General features: G+C 65.4%; 17 protein-coding genes and 1 pseudogene. 13 read left to right on the top strand and 5 right to left on the bottom strand.

The window, feature by feature from the left end:
• Window positions 1–61 precede the first annotated feature (61 nt).
• From HZY77_RS16145 to aat, 4 genes are all read right to left on the bottom strand, one after another.
• Complete coding sequence (locus HZY77_RS16145) at window positions 62–856, bottom strand: thymidylate synthase (RefSeq protein WP_296817004.1); 795 nt, start codon at window positions 854–856, stop codon at window positions 62–64.
• 12 nt (window positions 857–868) lie between these two features.
• Window positions 869–1708 (bottom strand): hypothetical protein, encoded by an 840-nt coding sequence (locus HZY77_RS16140; protein ID WP_296817001.1) that lies wholly within the window; start codon window positions 1706–1708, stop codon window positions 869–871.
• Window positions 1705–2430 carry an arginyltransferase gene (locus tag HZY77_RS16135; RefSeq protein WP_296816998.1) on the bottom strand — a complete coding sequence of 242 codons (726 nt, stop codon included), beginning with the start codon at window positions 2428–2430 and terminating at the stop codon, window positions 1705–1707. The genes HZY77_RS16140 and HZY77_RS16135 overlap by 4 nt, the downstream gene beginning before the upstream one ends.
• The gene (aat, locus tag HZY77_RS16130) at window positions 2417–3109 is read right to left on the bottom strand and encodes a leucyl/phenylalanyl-tRNA--protein transferase (RefSeq protein WP_296816995.1); all 693 of its coding nucleotides are present in this window, start codon (window positions 3107–3109) and stop codon (window positions 2417–2419) included. Before aat ends, HZY77_RS16135 begins: the two co-directional genes overlap by 14 nt.
• Window positions 3110–3214: 105 nt before the next feature.
• Between aat and HZY77_RS16125 the strand changes: the two genes are divergently transcribed.
• The 13 genes and pseudogenes from HZY77_RS16125 (at window position 3215) to panD (ending at window position 14380) form a co-directional block, all read left to right on the top strand.
• Window positions 3215–3790 (top strand): OmpW family outer membrane protein, encoded by a 576-nt coding sequence (locus tag HZY77_RS16125; RefSeq protein WP_296632936.1) that lies wholly within the window; start codon window positions 3215–3217, stop codon window positions 3788–3790.
• A gap of 77 nt (window positions 3791–3867) precedes the next feature.
• Window positions 3868–6267: pseudogene (locus HZY77_RS16120) on the top strand (heavy metal translocating P-type ATPase); the annotation flags it as partial.
• 137 nt (window positions 6268–6404) lie between these two features.
• Window positions 6405–6581, top strand: a complete 177-nt coding sequence (ccoS, locus tag HZY77_RS16115) for a cbb3-type cytochrome oxidase assembly protein CcoS (protein WP_296632943.1) — start codon at window positions 6405–6407, stop codon at window positions 6579–6581.
• Between the two features lie 50 nt (window positions 6582–6631).
• On the top strand, window positions 6632–7261 hold the full coding sequence (locus tag HZY77_RS16110) for a DsbA family protein (RefSeq protein ID WP_296816993.1): 630 nt from the start codon (window positions 6632–6634) through the stop codon (window positions 7259–7261).
• A gap of 47 nt (window positions 7262–7308) precedes the next feature.
• Window positions 7309–7977 (top strand): peptidylprolyl isomerase, encoded by a 669-nt coding sequence (locus HZY77_RS16105; protein ID WP_296816990.1) that lies wholly within the window; start codon window positions 7309–7311, stop codon window positions 7975–7977.
• Between the two features lie 74 nt (window positions 7978–8051).
• On the top strand, window positions 8052–8912 hold the full coding sequence (locus tag HZY77_RS16100; protein ID WP_296816987.1) for an iron ABC transporter permease: 861 nt from the start codon (window positions 8052–8054) through the stop codon (window positions 8910–8912).
• Window positions 8909–9643, top strand: coding sequence for an ABC transporter ATP-binding protein (locus HZY77_RS16095; RefSeq protein WP_296816984.1), 735 nt, complete (start codon window positions 8909–8911; stop codon window positions 9641–9643). Before HZY77_RS16100 ends, HZY77_RS16095 begins: the two co-directional genes overlap by 4 nt.
• 39 nt (window positions 9644–9682) lie before the next feature.
• Window positions 9683–11074 (top strand): polynucleotide adenylyltransferase PcnB, encoded by a 1392-nt coding sequence (gene pcnB / locus HZY77_RS16090; RefSeq protein ID WP_296816980.1) that lies wholly within the window; start codon window positions 9683–9685, stop codon window positions 11072–11074.
• Window positions 11071–11595, top strand: coding sequence for a 2-amino-4-hydroxy-6-hydroxymethyldihydropteridine diphosphokinase (folK, locus tag HZY77_RS16085; RefSeq protein WP_296816978.1), 525 nt, complete (start codon window positions 11071–11073; stop codon window positions 11593–11595). The genes pcnB and folK overlap by 4 nt, the downstream gene beginning before the upstream one ends.
• Window positions 11596–11629: 34 nt before the next feature.
• The gene (locus HZY77_RS16080) at window positions 11630–12271 is read left to right on the top strand and encodes a deoxynucleoside kinase (protein ID WP_296816975.1); all 642 of its coding nucleotides are present in this window, start codon (window positions 11630–11632) and stop codon (window positions 12269–12271) included.
• Between the two features lie 19 nt (window positions 12272–12290).
• Window positions 12291–13079: a 3-methyl-2-oxobutanoate hydroxymethyltransferase gene (gene panB, locus HZY77_RS16075; RefSeq protein WP_296816974.1), complete on the top strand. Its 789-nt coding sequence runs from the start codon at window positions 12291–12293 to the stop codon at window positions 13077–13079.
• Window positions 13079–13927 carry a pantoate--beta-alanine ligase gene (panC, locus tag HZY77_RS16070; protein ID WP_296816971.1) on the top strand — a complete coding sequence of 283 codons (849 nt, stop codon included), beginning with the start codon at window positions 13079–13081 and terminating at the stop codon, window positions 13925–13927. The genes panB and panC overlap by 1 nt, the downstream gene beginning before the upstream one ends.
• A gap of 72 nt (window positions 13928–13999) precedes the next feature.
• On the top strand, window positions 14000–14380 hold the full coding sequence (panD, locus tag HZY77_RS16065) for an aspartate 1-decarboxylase (RefSeq protein ID WP_296816968.1): 381 nt from the start codon (window positions 14000–14002) through the stop codon (window positions 14378–14380).
• A gap of 252 nt (window positions 14381–14632) precedes the next feature.
• On the opposite strand, the gene sugE is transcribed toward panD, so the two are convergent.
• Window positions 14633–14950, bottom strand: a complete 318-nt coding sequence (gene sugE, locus HZY77_RS16060; RefSeq protein ID WP_296816965.1) for a quaternary ammonium compound efflux SMR transporter SugE — start codon at window positions 14948–14950, stop codon at window positions 14633–14635.
• Between the last annotated feature and the right edge of the window lie 123 nt (window positions 14951–15073).

Genomic DNA, 15073 nt, shown 5'->3' with positions numbered 1-15073 from the left:
CGAACGGTGGTAAAGATATTGTGCCAATTCTCCCACCGGCGGCCCCTCACGCCTCACCGCTTCACACCGCCACCGGCGCCTTGATCGCCGGATGCGGGTCGTAACCGCTGAGGGTGAAATCCTCGAAGCGGAACGCGAAAATGTCCTTCACCTCCGGATTCAGCGTCATCGTCGGCAGCGGGCGCGGATCGCGGGAGAGCTGCTCGCGCGCCTGGTCGAGGTGATTGAGATAGAGGTGTGCGTCGCCGAGCGTGTGGACGAAGTCGCCGGGTTTCAGCCCCGTCACCTGTGCCATCATCAGGGTCAGCAGCGCATAGCTGGCGATGTTGAACGGCACGCCGAGGAAGATGTCGGCGCTGCGCTGATACAGCTGGCACGAGAGCTTACCGTCGGCGACGTAGAACTGGAAGAAAGCGTGGCATGGCGCCAGTGCCATCCTGTCGAGGTCAGCCACGTTCCATGCCGAGACAATGATGCGGCGCGAGTCGGGGTTGCTTTTGAGCGTCTTCACCACTTCGCTGATCTGATCGATCGTGCCGCCGTCCGGCTTCGGCCACGAACGCCACTGATGGCCGTAGACCGGACCGAGGTTGCCGTGTTCGTCGGCCCATTCGTCCCAAATCGAGACGCCGTTTTCCTTGAGGTACTTGATGTTGGTGTCGCCCTGCAGGAACCACAGCAATTCGTGGATGATGGAACGCAGGTGACACTTCTTGGTGGTGACGAGCGGNAAGCCTACGGCGAGGTCGTAGCGCATCTGCCAGCCGAATACCGAGAGGGTGCCGGTGCCGGTGCGGTCGTCTTTNTTCGTGCCGTGCTCGAGCACGTGGCGCATCAGGTCGAGATAGGGTTTCATCGTGAAGTGAATTTAAGGTTGTGCAGGTGCAGCCTGGATTTGCCCATTATCGTTGAATACGGTGTTGCCCTGAACGCCGTCGTAAAAGCCGGCCAGCCGGGCGGCGGGCGACTGGCCATAGATGTCCCAGAAGGCGATCTCGAAATCGGTATTGGCCTGCACGGCCAGCGCCAGTTGCCGAAAACGCGTCTCGTCCTGCGCCTTCAGCCAGCCGACCAGCAGCATGGACTCGCGATAGAACTCGAAAATATTGAGACCGAACGCGCCTGCCCGATGGCGCAGGTCGGGNGTATCGCGCGCGATAAGATCGACCCGCCGGCCGGCGCGGATCGCGGCATACGCCTGTGCGTCGGTGGCATATTCGGCGCCGCCGCCATCCGCCGTCAGCGAAGCCCAACCCTCGTGGAACCACACCGGCAGGGTACTGTTGTAGTGACCGATGCGCTGGCCCAGGTGAAGGTGTGCCAGTTCGTGTGTCAGGAGCCCGGGCAGGCGGGCGCTTTCGCGGCCGTTCAAATTCGGCGACAGGATCAGGCGGTTGTCCGGGATGACCGCGGCGGACAGCCGCGGGGTATACACATAGCGGTTGAAGCAATCCTCGCTGCCGCAGACATACACGCGCGGCGGATGGAGAAACGGCAGGTAATGCGCCGCTTCGACTTTGGCAATGGCAGCCGGCAGCGCCGCCGACACGCGTTCACCGTAGGCCTCGTAGCCCGGCTCGACCCAGACGCGAGCATCGTCCGCCAACGAGTAGAAGCCGTCGATCGGCTGCAGGGCGCGTGGATTACTCGCGGTGAGCGCACAGCCCTGCATGGTCGCCAGCAGCATGGCGACCAGGAGCCATTTCATGCGTCGAGAACCTGCCAGCGGCCGTCGATCAACCCCTCCAGCGGCGGGTACTGTTTCTTGTAGGCCATCTTGCGGCTCTGGTCGATCCAGTAGCCCAGATAGAGGTAAGGCAGTTCCAGTCGTTTGGCCAGTTCGATCTGCCACAGCACGCCGTAGACGCCGAGACTTTGCTGCTCGCGTGCGGGATCGAAGAAAGTGTAGACGGCGGAAATGCCATCGTCGATCTGGTCGATCACCGAGATCATCACCAGTTCGTCGCCGTCGCGGAATTCGACCATCACGGTATCGACATTGGACGACAGCAGGAACTGCGTGTACTGGTCGGGGCCGTCGCGATCCATGCCGCCACCGGCATGGCGGCTGCCGAGATAGGTGCGGTAAAGCGCGTAGTGTTCTTCCTTGAAGTCGAGCGGCAGGAAGCGCGCGGCCAGGTGCCGGTTGCGTTTGAGGCAGCGGCGCTGGGTGCGGTTGGGCACGAAGCCGGCCACGTCGACGCGCACCGGCACGCAAGCATGGCACNNCTGCTCGCAGTGCGGACGGTAGGTGAACTGGCCGCTACGACGAAAGCCGGCGCGGATCAAGGCACTGTAGGCCTGGTGATCGATCAGGTGGGTGGGCGTCGCCACCTGCGAGCGCGCACGCCGATCCGGCAGGTAGCTGCAGTCGTATTGCGCGGTCAGGTAAAACTGGATGCGCTGGAAAGGNGGTTCAGTCGGATGCATCGAAACGCCAGGGCCCGGGGTGGTGTGGCAAGTTTACCAATTCCGCCAGCCTTGCCGTGAACGCCGTTCGCGGCACCGTGCGCGCACCGAGGCTGGCGAGATGCGCGGTTTCCATCTGGCAGTCGATCAGACCGAAATCCCATTGCTGCAACTGACGCGCAAGACGGACCAGCGCGATCTTGGAGGCATCGGGTTCGCGGCTGAACATCGATTCGCCGTAGAACATCCGGCCGATCGCCACACCGTAGAGGCCGCCGACCAGACGGCCGTCACGCCAGGTTTCCACCGCATGCGCATAGCCGGCATCGAACAGGCGGGTATAGGCCGCGATCATCGCCGGCGAGATCCAGGTGCCGCCGGCCCCTTCGCGGGGTTCGGCGCACGCCCGCATCACATCCGCAAACGCGGTGTCGACGCGCACCTCGAAGCCGCCATTTCGGATGCGTTTGGCGAGGGAGCGGGTCACGCGAATCCCCGATGGCACGAGCACCATGCGCGGATCGGGACTCCACCACAGGATCGGCTCACCGGGGTTGAACCAGGGGAAGATGCCGTGGCAGTAGGCATCCAGCAGGCGTTCTACCGACAGATCACCACCCATCGCCAGGAGGCCATTGGGCTCGCGCAGCGCGGTCTCGACCGGCGGGAAATGTGTGGCATTTTGGAGACGTTCGCTCATGGCGCCATGGTAACGGATTCATTTTTGGCTTGCGTCCGCATTTTTTCTTAATTACGATATGAATGTCTTATTTATATCTTTGTCTTTTTAAGAGGAGTCGCGAACATGAAAAAATCCCTGCTTGTCCTGGCCCTGGTCGCCGCCCTGCCCACCTCCGCCCTGGCTGAAAACTGGATGATGCGCGTTCGCGCGATCGACATCGTCCCGGACGTCAAATCCTCCGGCCTGGCCGGACTCGACGTGTCCGACGAAGTGGTGCCGGAAGTCGACTTCACTTATTTCGTGACGCCCAACATCGGCATGGAACTCATTCTCGGCACAGCGCGCCACGAAGTGACGCTAAACGGCGCCAGCCTCGGAAAACTGAATCACCTGCCGCCCACGCTGACGGTGCAGTACCACTTCAACCCCACCCCGACGATCAAGCCCTACGTCGGTGCCGGCGTGAACTACACCCGCTTCTATAATGTCGATCTTGCCCCCGGCCTGAGTGTCGGGAAGAACAGCTTCGGCGGCGCTCTGCAGGCGGGCGTGGACATCGCGGTAACCAAGAATGGCTATATCAACCTGGACGTTAAGAAAATCTGGATCGACACCGACGTCAAATCAGGTGGCGTCAAGCTCACCAACCTGGAAATCAATCCGGTGGTGTGGGGTATCGGCTACGGGTTCCGTTTCTGACAAGAAGTACCCTCTGACGCCTGCCGGCCCGGCCTCTCTCCCGGGCTTGCCCCGGGCGTTCTCCTGTGGGGCGATTCATGAGCGATTCTCCTGCGCTCACGGACGCCCCGTCTNTTTCAGGTTGCTTTCACTGCGGCCTGCCAGTGCCGGACGGCGCCTACTATCCCATCCAGTTCGAAGACGATACCCGCCAGGCCTGCTGCCGCGGTTGCCAGGCCGTGGCACAGACCATCATCGACAGCGGCCAGGGCGCCTACTACACCCACCGCACCGTGCTGCCCGCCACGCCCCAGCAGGTGGAGGCCGAGCTCGCCCAACTGGGTCTGTATGATCTGCCGGAGATACAGGAAAGCTTCGTGCGGACTGAAACGGAGAACATCCGCGAAGCTGCGCTGATCCTGGAAAACATCGTCTGCGCCGCATGCATCTGGCTGAACGAACGCCACATCGCGGGGCTGCCGGGCGTGCTGTCGGTCGAGATCAACTACGCCACCCGCCGCGCGCGGGTGCGCTGGGACAACACCCGCATCCAACTGTCGGCGATCCTCAAGGCGGTCTCCGACATCGGCTACATTGCCCACCCTTTCGATCCCGGCCGCTCCGACGACATCTACAAGCGCGAACGCAACACTGCGATCAAGCGGCTCGCCATCGCCGGCCTTGGCATGATGCAGGTCATGATGTACGCACTGCCGTCGTACACCGCCACCGACATGAGCGCCGATATACGGCTGCTGATGAGTTGGGCAAGCCTGATCCTGACCATACCGGTGGTGGTGTACTCGGCGTGGCCCTTCTTCATCGGCGCCTGGCGCGATCTCAGGCGCCGCACGCTGGGCATGGACGTGCCGGTCGCGCTGGGCGTGGGCACGGCCTTCATCGCCAGCGTCTACAGCACCTTCAGCGGCCACGGCGAGGTGTATTACGACTCGGTCACCATGTTCATCTTCCTGCTGCTGACCGGGCGTTTCCTCGAGATGAACGCGCGCCGCCGCGCCGGTGCCGCAGTGGAGGAACTGGTGAAACTCATTCCCGCCGCCACCACGCGGCTGCCGAACTGGCCGGCGCGCGACGAGGAGCAGGTGCCGGTGGCGCGGCTGGCGGTAGGCGACCATGTGCTGGTACGCCCCGGCGAAACCCTGCCCGCCGACGGCGTGGTGGTCGAGGGCGACAGCGCGGTCAGCGAAGCCCTGCTCACCGGCGAATCGCTGCCGGTATCGAAAGGCGTGCGCGCCCATGTGGTCGGCGGCAGCCTCAACCAGGCAAGTCCGCTGGTCGTGCGCGTCGACAGGCTCGGCGCCGATACGCGACTGGCGTCCATCGTGCGTCTGCTCGACCGCGCGCAGAGCGAGAAGCCGCGCATCGGCCAGCTGGCCGACCGCGCCGCCGCCTGGTTCGTCGGCCTGCTGCTGCTGATCACCCTTGCGGTCGGCCTCGCCTGGTATGTGATCGACCCGTCGAAAGCCTTGTGGATCGTGGTATCGGTCCTGGTCGTGACCTGCCCCTGCGCGCTCGGCCTCGCCACCCCCGCCGCCCTCACCACCGCCACCGGCCGGCTCACGCGCCTGGGTCTCCTGACCACGCGCGGCCATGCCCTGGAAACACTGGCGCACGCCACCGACCTGGTGTTCGACAAGACCGGCACGCTCACCCACGGCCGCCTCTCCGTACGCCGGGTGGTCCCGCTGGGCGGCCGCAGCGAGGCCGAAGTCGGGGCGATCGCCGCGGCACTCGAAACCGGCTCGGAACATCCCATCGCCAAAGCGCTGCGCGAGTCGGCCCTATCCATTGCGACCGCCAGCCTGCTCCGCAACACGCCCGGACGCGGTGTCGAAGGCCATATCGATGGCCACATCTATCGACTGGGCTCGCCGCGTTTCGCTGCCGCCAGCGAAACGCCACCCGCCCCGCCGGAATCGGACGGTGGCGCCTACCCGGACGGGCACGAGCACCCTGAAGGGCATGAAAGCTGGGTGGCGCTGGCCGATGAATCCGGACTGATCGCCTGGTTTGCGCTGGCCGATACGCCGCGGACGGACGCGCCAGCCGCCCTCGCTGCCCTGCAAAAACAAGGGCTGCGTCTGCACCTGCTGTCCGGCGATGCCGAAACGGCGGTCAGGCGCACGGCGCAGCAGCTCGGCATCGCCGACTGGCATGCCGGTGCGCTGCCGGAAGACAAGCTCGCCTATGTCAAGACGCTGCAGAACGAAGGCCGCATCGTCGCCATGGTGGGCGACGGCATCAACGATGCGCCGGTGCTCGCCGGCGCGCAGGTGTCCATCGCCATGGGCGAAGGCGCCGACGTCGCGCAGGCCGCTGCCGACATGGTCATGCTCGGCAGCCGCCTCGGCACTCTGGCCGACGGCGTCGCACTCGCCCGCAAGACGCAGCGCATCATCCGCGAGAACCTCGGCTGGGCGCTGGCCTACAATCTCGTCGCCATCCCCGCTGCCGCGCTGGGCCACGTCACGCCCTGGATCGCCGGCATCGGCATGTCGGCCAGTTCGCTGCTAGTCGTGCTGAATGCGCTGCGGCTCACCGACTTCAAGTCCAGAACCGCGCCCGCTGCGGCAGACCTCCCCTGCCCAGGCCCGTCACCTGACCGACCCTGCACATGGACATCCTCCTCCTGCTCATTCCACTCAGCCTCGTGCTCGTCGGCGCCATTGCCTGGTTCATGCTGTGGGCGGCCAAAAGCGGACAGTTCGACGACCTCGAAGGCCCGGCGCACAGCGTGATCATGGACGACGACACCCCGCCCAAGCCCGACGACACACCGAAACAGACCTAGTTCAGGGATCGCCTATGCTGTGAGCTGTCCTATTTCAACGGCCACTGCATATGAACCCGCCCATCCTGTGGTATTTCGCCGATCCGATGTGCTCCTGGTGCTGGGGATTTTCTCCGGTGATCGGGACCTTGCGCGACGAATACCGCGAACGCATGAAAATCGCACTGATGCTGGGCGGCCTGCGGCCGGGCGAAACCGCGCCGATGACCGCATCGGGGCGCGAGGACATCCTGCATCACTGGCATGCGGTGCAGGCCCGTACCGGCCAGCCCTTCCGCTTCGACGGCGCGCTGCCGGAAGGTTTCGTGTACGACACCGAACCCGCCTGCCGTGCGGTGGTGACGGTCGGCGGAATCGATTCCACGCAGATATTCGCGATGTTCAAGGCGATCCAGGCGGCGTTTTATGCCGAGGGACGCGACGTGACGCAAGCCGGCGTGCTGGCCGACCTGGCGGCAGGCCTTGGCGTGGATGGCGAAACCTTCCTGCGCGACTTCGACAGCGACACCGCACGCGCCCGCATCCAGGCGCATTTCAGGCAGACGCGTCAGGCCGGCGTGCGCGGCTTCCCCACCTTGATCGTGCAGCAGGACACGCAGCTGCATCCGGTCTGCAGCGGGTGCCTGCCGCTGGACACCGTGCGCACGGAAATCGACCGTTGCCTGCGAGCGGATGCGTAACCATGCCTCCCGCCGCTAGAATCTCTCTCTTTCCGGAGCGCGTTCCGATGGCCCGTTTTCCCCTGTTGTCCACCACGCTGTTTCTCGGCGCGATCCTGCTCGGCATGTCGGGCTGCGGCGCCAGCGAACCCGGCAAGCAGACTGTCGCCACTGCCCCGGCGCCCGGCCAGCCGCCCAATCCGCGCGTACTGATCGAAACCAGCAAGGGCAACATCACGCTCGAACTCTTTCCCAGGAACGCGCCGCAGTCAGTGGGAAATTTCATCAACTACGTGCAGACCGGCTTTTATGACGGCCTGATCTTCCACCGCGTGATTCCCGGCTTCATGATCCAGGGTGGCGGCATGACACCCGACATGACGGAAAAGCCCAAGAACGCACCGATCAAGAACGAAGCCGACAACGGTCTCAAAAACCTGCGCGGCACGCTGGCGATGGCGCGCATGGCCGACCCCGATTCGGCCTCGTCGCAGTTCTTCATCAACGTGGCGGACAACGCCTTCCTCGATCACCACGGCACCAGCTACGACACCTGGGGCTATGCCGTGTTCGGCCAGGTGGTCGACGGCATGAAGGTGGTCGACGCCATCGTCGCGATGCCACGCGGCGACCGCGGCCCCTACCAGGATGTCCCCATCGAGCCGGTCGTGATGAAGCGCGTCACCCTGCTGCCCGCCACCGTTCGGCCTGAGCCCGTCGAAGGCCAAAAGCACTAAGGCCTGTTCTGTCTTCCGCCATCAAACTGCTGCTGCTTGGGCTGACCGCCCTGCTGGCGCTGGCGCTGGGCCTGATGGCCGGCGCCCTGCCCGCCGACCATGAACTCGCCATGCAGATCCTCACCGAATTGCGCGGCCCGCGCGTGGCCGCGGCGTTCGCCTGCGGCGGCCTGCTGGCGCTGGCTGGCGCGCTGATGCAGACGCTGTTCCGCAATCCCCTGGCCGAACCCTATCTGCTCGGCGTGTCCGGCGGCGCCGGCCTGCTGGCGCTCTTGGGTATGGCCGCCGGCCTGGCGTGGCCGTGGGTGTCGGTGCTGGCCTTCGCCGGCAGTCTGCTGGCGCTGGCGCTGGCCGCCGCGCTCGGCGGCCGTCTGCTGGCGCGCGACCATACGCCGCTGCTGCTCGCCGGGGTGATGCTGGCCGCCGGCTTCGGCGCCCTGATCGCGCTGGTATTGAGCGTGGCGCCGATCGAGCGCCTGCCCGGCATGCTGTTCTTCCTGATGGGCGACCTCGCATGGACCAGCAACCCGTTCATGCTGTGGGCGGCGCTGCTGCTGGCCACAGGGACCGCGCTCGGCCTGGCGAGGCGGCTCGACGTACTGCAATTGTCACCGCTGAAAGCCGCCTCGCTCGGCGTGGCGGTCGCGCCCACGCGCTGGATGCTGTTTACGCTCGCCGGCGCCTGCACCGCCCTGGTGGTGGCGCAGGCCGGCAGCATCGGTTTCGTCGGCCTGATGGTGCCGCATGCGTTGCGGAAAACGGGCTTTTCCGGCCACCGTGTCCTGCTGCCGGCGTGCGCCCTGGCGGGCGGCAGCCTGCTGGTGCTGGCCGACGCGCTCGCGCGCACCGTGATCGCGCCGCGGGAATTGCCGGCCGGCGTGCTGACCGCGCTGCTCGGCGTACCGATGATGCTGTGGCTGCTGCGCAAACCATGAGCCTCGTCGTCCACCGAGTGACCCTGCAGGCCGGTCCCCGCACGCTGGTGGACACGCTCGACCTCGCACTCGAACCCGGCGAGGTGCTCGGCATCCTCGGCCCCAACGGCGCCGGCAAGTCGACGCTGATCTCGATGCTGGCCGGGCTCGCCGTGCCCGCGTGCGGGCAGATCATGCTCGACAACCAGCCCCTTGCCGCGTTGCCGCCGCTCACGCGAGCGCAGCACATCGGCGTGCTGCCGCAGGGCGACGAAGGCGGATTCTTCGGCAGCGTGGCCGACTTCGTCGCATTGGGCCATTACCCGTTCGGCGTGGCCGCCCTCGACCTGGCGCCCCTGTTCGCCGCCTGGGAGCTCGCCGATCTCGCCCACCGTCCGCTCGACAGTCTGTCGGGCGGCGAACGCCAGCGTGCGCGGCTGGCGCAGCTGGCGGCGCAACAGCCACGCATCGCCCTGCTCGACGAACCGCTGACCCATCTCGATCCCGCGCATCAGGCCCGGCTGCTGGCTTGGGCGCGTAACGAAGCCGATGCAGGCCACAGTGTGGCGCTGACCCTGCACGACCCCAACTGGGCCGCCGGCCACTGCGATCGTCTGCTGTTCCTGTACGGCGACGGACGCTGGCAGCTGGGTACGCCGGCCGCGCTGCTCACCCCGGCATCGCTCGAAGCACTGTACGGCACCGGCACGGCGGCACTCTGGCGGAAGAGCGATCGGGTCCAGCCTGTATAATCGCCACTTGGTCAGCATTCCACCGCCTTCGCGCACCTCATGATTCGTCGCATCATCAACAAAGTATTTGGCCGTAAAGCGCGCGCCGACGGCCNNCGGGCGCAGATCCTGCCGCTGTCCGCACACGGCATCCGCCGTGACCAGCTCGACGACTGCGCGCTGAAAACCTGCGAAACCCTGGCGCAGGCCGGGTACAAGGGTTATCTCGTCGGCGGCGCGGTGCGCGACCTGCTGCTGAACATGACGCCCAAGGATTTCGACGTCGCCACCGACGCCACCCCGGAAGAGGTGCGCAGGCTGTTCCGCCGCTCGCGCATCATCGGGCGGCGCTTCCAGATCGTGCACGTGATGTGCGGACGCGAGACCATCGAGGTCACGACCTTCCGTGCCAATGGCCAGAAGGAGACCGAAGAGGACGACGAACACGCTGCCGGCGACAAGTCCCCGGCGGCGCACAAGCGCCTGACCGACGAACACGGCCGCCTGCTGTCCGACAACGTGTTCGGCAGCATGGCGGACGACGCCGCGCGCCGCGACTTCACCATCAACGCGCTGTATTACGATCCGGCGCGCGAGGAAGTGCACGACTATTTCGGCGGCGTGGCCGACTGCAAGAAACGTGTGCTGCGCATGATCGGCGACCCTGACACGCGCTACCGCGAAGATCCGGTGCGCATGCTGCGCGCCGCGCGCTTTGCCGCCAAGCTCGACTTTCACATCGATCCCGACACGCGCAAGCCGGTGGCCGCGCTGGCGCCACTGCTCGCCAACATTCCGCGCGCGCGCATCTTCGACGAGGCGCTCAAGCTGCTGCTCTCCGGCCACGCCCTGCGCGGCGTCCACCAGCTGCGCGCCGAAGGCCTGCATCACGGCATGCTGCCGCTGCTGGACACCATCCTCGACGATCCCACCGGCGAACGTTTCATCAATGCCGCACTGAAGAGCACCGACGAGCGCATTCAGTCGGACCGGCCTTCGTCGCCCGCCTTCCTGTTCGGCACGCTGCTGTGGCCGCAGGTGCTGCTGCGCTGGCGCGCGCTCGAGGCCGCCGGCGAAAAGCCGCAACCCGCCCTGTTTGCCGCGATGGACGAGGTGCTCGATGCCCAGCGCAGCCAGCTCGCCATCCCGCGCCGCTACGACGGCATGATGAAGGAGATCTGGGCGCTGCAGCCGCGCTTCGAGCAGCGCGGCGGACAACGCCCGTATCGCCTGCTGGAGCATCCCCGCTTTCGTGCCGCCTACGATTTCCTGCTGTTGCGCGCCGAATCGNGCGAGGTCGCCGCCGAACTCGGCGAATGGTGGACGCGTTTCCAGGAAGTCGGCGAAGACGAGCGCGCCAGCATGCTGCTGGCCGACAACGCGCCCAAGCCGCGCCGCAAGCGCAAACGCAAGAAGCCGGGCGAAGCCGCCGGCGAGACGCAGCCCGCATGAAGATCACCGCCACCATCGGCCTCGGCGCCAACCTCAACGACCCGACGGCGCAGGTAGAGTACGCGCTCTCCGAGCTCGGCCGCCTGCCCGGCACGCGGCTGCTGGAACGTTCCTCGCTGTACGCCTCGGCGCCGGTCGGCCATGTCGATCAGCCCGACTTCATCAACGCGGTGGCGCAGGTGGAAACGGAATTGGCGCCGCGCGCGCTGCTCGCCGCCCTGCTGGATATTGAACACCGCCACGGCCGCGAGCGCAGCTTCCGCAACGCGCCGCGCACGCTCGATCTCGACCTGCTGCTCTACGGCGACGCACATTTCCACGAAGACGGCCTGACGCTGCCGCATCCGCGCATGCAGGAACGCGGCTTCGTGCTGCTGCCGCTGCTGGAGATCGCGCCTGATGCCGTGATCCCCGGCCACGGGCGTGCTGCTGGCTGGCTTGCCGCCTGTGCCGACCAGAGCGTGGTTGTTGTCGCTTCAGCGACTTTACAACCACGGCCTCCCCTTACGGGGAGAGTGTGACGCCTCCTATCCCTTCCGCCGCTGCCGTCAACGCATGAGTCTCTCCCGTTACCGTTACATCGTTGTCGAGGGCCCGATCGGCGCCGGCAAAACCAGCCTCACCTACAAGCTGGCCGAGCGCATAAATGCCGACACGCTGCTGGAAAATGCCAGCGACAACCCCTTCCTGCCGCGTTTCTACCAGGAGCCCAGGCGCTATGCGCTGCCGACACAGTTGCATTTCCTGTTCGACCGCTCACGCCAGTTGCGCGATCTCGCCCAAGGCGATCTGTTCCGCGCCGGTACCGTGTCGGATTTTCTGATCGACAAGGACATGCTGTTTGCACGCCTCAACCTCGACGACGACGAGTTCGAGCTCTACCAGAAGGTCTATGCCGACCTCGCGCTGCAGGCGCCGACGCCCGACCTGGTGATCTACCTGCAGGCGCCAGTCGACGTGCTGCAGGAGCGCGTCAGGCGCCGCGGCGTGGAATTCGAGCGCGGCATGGATGCGAGCTACCTGCAGCGCCTGGCCAACAGCTACAGCGAGTTCTTCCATCGCTACGAGGCCGCGCCCCTGCTCATAGTCAACACCAGCAACCTCAACTTCGCTGAGAATGAAGCCCACTTCGAACTGCTGCTGGAACGCATGGACAAGATGCGCGGTCCGCGCGAGTTCTTCAGCCGGGCGGCCTGAGCTACCCTTAAATCACACCATGGCCGTCACCCTGTCCACCCTCAAGGCAATGCGCGAACGCAGCGAGAAGATCGCCGTGCTCACCTGCTACGACGCAAGCTTCGCGCGCGTACTCGATGCCGCCGGCGTCGAGGTGCTGCTGGTCGGCGATTCGCTCGGCATGGTGGTGCAGGGACACACCTCTACGCTGCCGGTTAAGCTTGCCGAGATGACGTACCACACGCGCTGCGTCGCCGCCGGGACCGAGCGGGCCTTCATCGTCGCCGACCTGCCTTTCGGCAGCTACCAGCCTTCGCCGGAACGTGCGTTTTCCGCCGCGGCACGGCTGATGGCTGCGGGAGCGCACATGGTCAAGCTGGAGGGCGGCGCGGTGATGGTCGACACCGTCGCCTTCCTGACGCAACGCGGCATCCCGGTATGCGCGCATCTCGGCCTGCTGCCGCAGTCGGTCAACCAGCTCGGTGGCTACCGGGTACAGGGACGCGAGGATGTGGCCGCCGCGCAGCTGGTCGCCGACGCCCGTGCGCTGGAAGCCGCCGGCGCCGGACTGATCGTGCTGGAAATGGTGCCCGCTGCGCTCGGCCAGGCCATCACCGAAGCACTCACGATTCCGGCCATCGGCATCGGCGCCGGGGCCGGCTGTTCCGGCCAGGTCCTGGTGCTGTACGACATGCTGGGCCTGTATCCGCGCGCACCGAAATTCTCGAAGGACTTTCTTGCCGGCGCCGACGGCATCGAAGCCGCCGCGCGCGCCTACGTCGCCGCTGTGAAGGACGGCAGTTTTCCTGGTCCCGACCACGCCTTCTGATGCAGGTCCTGCATACCGTCGCCGAACTGCGCACCGCGCTCGCCGGACAGACCGGTGCCGCCTTCGTGCCCACCATGGGCAACCTGCACGCCGGCCATGTATCTCTGATCGAACTGGCCAAGCGGCACGGTCATCCGGTTGTCGCGAGCATCTTCGTCAACNCCCTGCAGTTCGGTGCTGGCGAGGATTTCGAGCGTTACCCGCGCACCCTCGCCGCCGACTGCGAGAAACTCGCAGCCGCCGGCTGCGACCTGGTGTTCGCGCCCGACGCCGACGCGCTCTATCCGGTCCCGCAGGATTTCACCGTGCAGCCGTCCGACGTGCTGACCCGGGACTTGTGCGGCGCCTTCCGTCCCGGCCATTTCGCCGGCGTGGCGACGGTCGTGCTGAAGCTGTTCAATCTGGTGCAGCCGCACGTGGCCGTGTTCGGANAAAAGGATTTCCAGCAGTTGCGGGTCATCCAGGAGCTGGTCCGGCAGTTCAACCTACCGATCGAGATCGTGGCGGGCGACACCCTGCGCGAATCCGACGGGCTGGCGATGAGTTCGCGCAACGCCTATCTCGGCACGGCGGAACGCATCCAGGCACCCCAGCTGCAGCGTGAACTCGCTGCCGTCGTGGCCGCCGTCCGGGCAGGCGAACGGGATTTCGAAGCCCTGTGCGCCGCCGCCGGCCGCCACCTGAAAATGGCAGGCTGGCGGGTCGACTACGTGGCGCTGCGCGACGCCGCGACCCTACAATCGCCCACGCCCGGCAGCACCCGTCTTGTGGTGCTGGGCGCGGCCTGGCTGGGGTCGACCCGGCTGATCGATAATATTGAATGGGAAGCGGTGAGCGGTGAGCGGTGAGCAGCTGCAACCATTCACCACTCACTGCTCACCGCTGTATAATATGAGCCCTTTCTTATTGAGGGCACCGTCATGCAAAGAACGATGCTCAAGTCCAAGCTGCACCGGGCGACCGTCACGCATTCCGAGCTGCATTACGAAGGCTCCTGCGCGATCGACGAAACCCTGCTGGACGCGGCCAACATCCACGAGTACGAGCAGATCCAGATCTACAACGTCACCAACGGCGAGCGCTTCACCACCTACGCCATCCGTGCCGCGCGCGATTCGGGGATTATCTCGGTGAACGGCGCCGCCGCGCACAAGGCGAACCCGGGCGACCTCATCATCATCGCCACCTTTGCGTCCTACAACGAACTGGAACTGGCGCGCTACGCGCCAGAACTGGTGTATGTGGACGCGGACAACCGCATCATGGACACGCGCCAGGCGATCCCGGTTCAGGCCGCGTAAGGCAAGCCCGATGGCGAATAAAAAGGCCGGGGAAACCCGGCCTTTTCTATGGCATCGCGACTGATTTGTTTCCGGGGCTTCGAGGACTGCTGACCTGATGTCAGCAACTGGCCAACTGCTCGTTTCGGCAGGCCGGTCGTTCGAGTGATTGCTTCGATCCGAGCCCTGCCGGAGAGCCTATGCGTACAGTTCTGCGGGAGCAGACGTTCGTGTACGTGGACACGCCATCCACTGTCGGACCTTAGTGCATGGTCATGATGTCGATATCTTGAGGCCAACAATGCCGGCCAAAATAAGCAATAGGCTCAGTAATCTAATGGTGCTAGCAGACTCGCTGAACAGAACGATGCCCATGATGGCGGTACCGATTGCACCAATGCCAACCCAGACCGCATAAGCAGTGCCGACCGGGAGTGATTTCATCGCAACGCCGAGCAAGCCGATGCTGATCACCATGGATAGAACCGTCCAGACAGAGGGCCACAACCGCGAAAAGCCTTCGGTGTATTTGAGCCCGATCGCCCAACCCACTTCAAGTATCCCCGCAACTACAAGAATCCACCAGTTCATGGAAAGCTCCTCAGGTAACGAGGGGCCGTCCCCAAACGAAGCGATGAAATGAGGTCGTCCTCAAATCTTTGCAGCAGCGATGAGGATAGCACAGCACTCCGCCGCTCACGGCCTGGAGCCGAC

The organism is Thiobacillus sp., assembly GCF_013693775.1.
In the GTDB taxonomy this organism is placed as follows: Bacteria; Pseudomonadota; Gammaproteobacteria; order Burkholderiales; family Thiobacillaceae; genus Thiobacillus.
This window is presented reverse-complemented; position numbering and strand designations above follow the sequence as displayed.